The following is a 3,756-nucleotide window of genomic DNA, read 5'->3' as shown; positions in this document are numbered from 1 at the left end:
TTTTTAACCATTTTAGTCCGAAGTAAGTAAAAAAAGAATCAAGGTTAAAAAAAATAGGATACGTCTCTTTAGCCCGGTTAACTAGATTTCAATTATCCATTGTTTTTTTAATAAAAACGTTTGTGCTGTATGGGTTTCAGATTGTTTATGAAAAATGTTGCCACCTATCAAAGAATTCGTCTTTATAAATTTTGCAGTCTAAGATAAAAAACAAAATAAAATGTCTATAAATGGGAGTATATTAAAGAAAAACATTAATGAAATAGATACTGATTGATAAGTGGAATTATGATTTTTTAGATACTATGTAGTTACCTCAGGAAGCTAATGAATCCTATGTCTTAAGGCTTAAAAAGAGTGAAAATAAGGTTAAATAAAAAAAGAAGTCACCTTTTGGTAACTTCTTTTCTTACTATGCATATGTGATTAAAACAAATAACATATAATTGTTTTATTTTTCACTATACTCCTCAGCAGGTTTTCGTTTATGTTTCTCACTAATAATTTTTTTGTTCAGTATCCTTACCTCACCCACCATCAGCAGCCTCATATCTTTTACAATATATTTTGCTAATTCTTCATCAGAGATATCATCACCCTCAATATCGAGACGAAATTCCTGCCCTTGTATTCCACCGCCATTAGTAAAATCGACTTCAAAGTCAAAAATGACTCTTTTATCCATGTCTAATCCACCTTACTTTATTTTAATTACCTAATATATATTCGGTTTAAGAAAACAAATTCCCGATCTAACTATCTAAGGAAGCATATTGTCTGATAGGTCCTGGTAAAAGAAATTTCAAGTTCTAGAATGTTATTTAAAAAGGACAATGGGTTGAATAAGCTCCGCTCTATTAACTCATCTTAACAGTGTAACTATATATTGAAGGGAGATTTAAAAATGAGTCAGAAACGCGATAAAGGCAATAGTCAAAAAGGCAAATCAACTAGCAATACGGTAGATCCAGTAATCGCAGCAGAAGACTTGGAAAAAGCAATTTTTCCAACTAACAAGCCTCCTGGCAATGCAAAACCTTAAATAAAAATTAGAGCTGTATTATTAGCTGCCTATTTGGCAGCTTTTTCATTAAGAAAAGAAGTTAATTAATAAATACGAGTAGTGAACAAAGTATTGATTTTTTAGGTTTTATTTGAGTACTGAAGTAAGGTTGCACGTCTACTCATGAGATTCAAAAAATGAACTGTAGGGAGCTATGTGGCGACAATTATCTAGTATCTTTTCTTTAAACTATTTTATCTTGACACTGTTCTAAAGGCGTGATTAGATATAATTGTTAACTTAAAATAATATTAAGTTAACAATTATTTATTTCGGTGGTGAAAGTGTATTGAATTGGAAAGAAGATATTAAGAGAGAACTTGCCTATTTAGATGAGATTTTTCAAAAACGGCACCTTGTTACTACAGAATTTGCTGAACAACCATGGCTTACAGTCAATGGACATAGGATGTTGAACCTTGCCTCTAATAACTATTTAGGCTACGCGGGAGATAAGGGGCTGAAGAAAGCAATGAGTGATGCTGTGATGACATATGGAATAGGAGCAGCAGCTTCACGCTTAATAGTAGGAAATCACTCTCTTTACGAGAAAGCAGAAAAAGCACTTGTTAATTGGAAAAAAGCTGAGGCAGGACTTATTATCAATAGTGGTTATAATGCAAACCTAGGAATCATCTCAGCCTTGGTTCCGCGTAACGGCTTCATCTTCAGCGATAAGTTAAATCATGCAAGTATCATTGATGGCGCCCTACTGAGCCGCGCAACACTTCAACGCTATCGCCATAACGATATGAACCACCTAGAAAATCTATTAAAAAAAGTTCCCTTGGAGTCACGGAAGTTAATTGTAACAGATACTGTTTTCAGCATGGATGGTGATTTTGCCAAGCTCGAGGATCTTGTTAAATTAAAAGAGCAATATAACGCAATGTTAATGGTTGATGAAGCTCACGCAAGCGGTGTATACGGAAAAAATGGTGAAGGATACGCTCATTCTCTTGATCTGCAAGATAAAATTGATATTCAAATGGGAACGTTTAGTAAAGCGCTAGGGTCATTTGGAGCTTATGTTACCGGAAAACAGTGGCTCATAGATTATTTAAAAAATAGAATGCGAGGATTCATTTATTCAACTGCTCTTCCCCCTGCTATACTCGGTGCAATAACGGCTGCGATTGAAAAGGTGCAACAAGACACAGCGCGTCGCGCACTTCTTCAACAACATGCACTATTTTTTAGGAAGGCACTTACATACGAAGGATTTAACACATGCAAGAGTCAATCTCAAATCATTCCAATTTTGACGGGAGAAAACAAAAGAACAATGCAGTTTGCAGAGCGCTTACAGAAAGAAGGAATTGCTGCTATTGCAGTTAGGCCTCCTACTGTTCCCGAAAATAAAGCAAGAATTCGCTTTACTGTAACAGCAGATCATACTCGAGAAGATTTAGATTGGGCCATAAAGAGAATTTCTCTAATTGGAAAAGAAATGAGCGTGATTCAATGAAACCATCCACTATTATAATATTTCCCGGATGGGGAATGGAAAAAGCAGCGTTTCACCCAATCATAAAATCATTGTCTACTATATGTAACGTTTTGTGTACAGACTGGAGAGGTCTAAAAGAACTAAGTGACTTTAGAGAACGAGCAATCCAATTGCTTACTTCTACTCCAGGTACTGTTTATTTAATGGGTTGGTCATTAGGTTCCCTTGTAACGCTTGAACTTGCTAGTTTATACCCTAACAAGATAGAAGGACTCATATTAATCGGCGGAACTAGTCGCTTTACAAACGACGTGCATAATACATTTGGATGGGAACAACGTATCGTTGAACGTATGAAAAAACAACTACAGCGTAATAAAGAAAAAACCCTTGCTTCATTTTATAACGCTATGTTCACTAAATCTGAAAAAGAAGAAGAATTTCATCATCAATTTATGGAAGTTGTTCAGCGTGATTATCAAGGAGACAGTATGTACTCCCTCCTCACAGGGCTGGATTATTTACTCCAAAAAGATGTTAGAATGCAACTTAATCAAATTCAAACTCCTTGTTTGTTGATCCATGGAAAAGATGATCAAATATGTTTACCTGAGTCTTCTTCTTTCATAGCTGAAAAAATTGGTGGAAAAGMGCAGCTGTGTATTCTAGAAAAAGCTGGCCATATTCCTTTTTTTACAAAGCCTCAGCACTGTACGCAACTTATAGAAAAATTTCTCGAAAAGGAGCTCATTTATGATTAATAAGCAACTTTTAAAGAAAAGGTTCAATAATCATGCTAAAACTTATGATGCTTATGCCGATGTACAAAAAAGCATGGCAAACCAGTTAATAGATCAGCTTCCCACTAATTCCTTTAAACAGGAAATAACTATTCTTGAAGTTGGCTGCGGCACGGGTTATTTAACACAATTATTGTGCGAACAATTTCCTAAGGCTGCTATTACAGCAGTTGATTTGTCATCAGGAATGATTGAGTTAGCAAAGAAAAAAGTAAGGGAAGATCGAGTTTCTTTCATATGCGGAGATATCGAGGAACTAAGTATAGAAAAACATTATGACCTTATTATTTCGAATGCAACATTTCAGTGGTTTAATAGTCTTCATACGACAATTAAAAAATTGTATAAACAACTTAAGCCTACAGGCAGCTTACTATTTTCAACCTTTGGTAACCGTACATTTCAAGAGCTTCATTCATGCTACAGCCATGCGAAACAAAAGC

5 protein-coding genes are annotated in these 3,756 nt (G+C 35.0%); 4 read left to right on the top strand and 1 reads right to left on the bottom strand.

What is annotated here, in order from left to right; all coding sequences use genetic code 11:
* Positions 1-451: 451 nt before the first annotated feature.
* On the bottom strand, positions 452-685 hold the full coding sequence (locus AC1DRF_RS19300) for a hypothetical protein (RefSeq protein ID WP_043978199.1): 234 nt from the start codon (positions 683-685) through the stop codon (positions 452-454).
* Positions 686-904: 219 nt separating this feature from the next.
* Between AC1DRF_RS19300 and AC1DRF_RS19295 the strand changes: the two genes are divergently transcribed.
* The 4 genes from AC1DRF_RS19295 to AC1DRF_RS19280 form a co-directional block, all read left to right on the top strand.
* Positions 905-1,042 carry a hypothetical protein gene (locus tag AC1DRF_RS19295; protein ID WP_230185656.1) on the top strand — a complete coding sequence of 46 codons (138 nt, stop codon included), beginning with the start codon at positions 905-907 and terminating at the stop codon, positions 1,040-1,042.
* A 310-nt stretch (positions 1,043-1,352) separates the two neighbouring features.
* Positions 1,353-2,531, top strand: coding sequence for an 8-amino-7-oxononanoate synthase (bioF, locus tag AC1DRF_RS19290; RefSeq protein WP_427075055.1), 1,179 nt, complete (start codon positions 1,353-1,355; stop codon positions 2,529-2,531).
* A complete protein-coding gene (locus tag AC1DRF_RS19285) occupies positions 2,528-3,274 on the top strand; it encodes an alpha/beta fold hydrolase (protein WP_477741423.1) in 747 nt (248 codons plus the stop codon). Before bioF ends, AC1DRF_RS19285 begins: the two co-directional genes overlap by 4 nt.
* Positions 3,267-3,756, top strand: a 490-nt coding sequence (locus AC1DRF_RS19280) for a methyltransferase domain-containing protein (RefSeq protein ID WP_477741422.1), incomplete at its 3' end; no start/stop codon positions are given. The genes AC1DRF_RS19285 and AC1DRF_RS19280, both read left to right, overlap by 8 nt.

It is taken from the genome of Priestia sp. P5_B4 (assembly GCF_056400385.1).
Note: the sequence above shows the minus strand (reverse complement) of the source record. Positions and strands in the feature narration are given on the sequence as shown.

What these genes read in the sequence shown, in the direction of transcription:
- AC1DRF_RS19295 (WP_230185656.1), top strand. Translation starts at nt 905, where the DNA reads ATGAGTCAGAAACGCGATAAAGGCAATAGTCAAAAAGGCAAATCAACT.
- AC1DRF_RS19300 (WP_043978199.1), bottom strand. Translation starts at nt 685, where the DNA reads ATGGATAAAAGAGTCATTTTTGACTTTGAAGTCGATTTTACTAATGGC.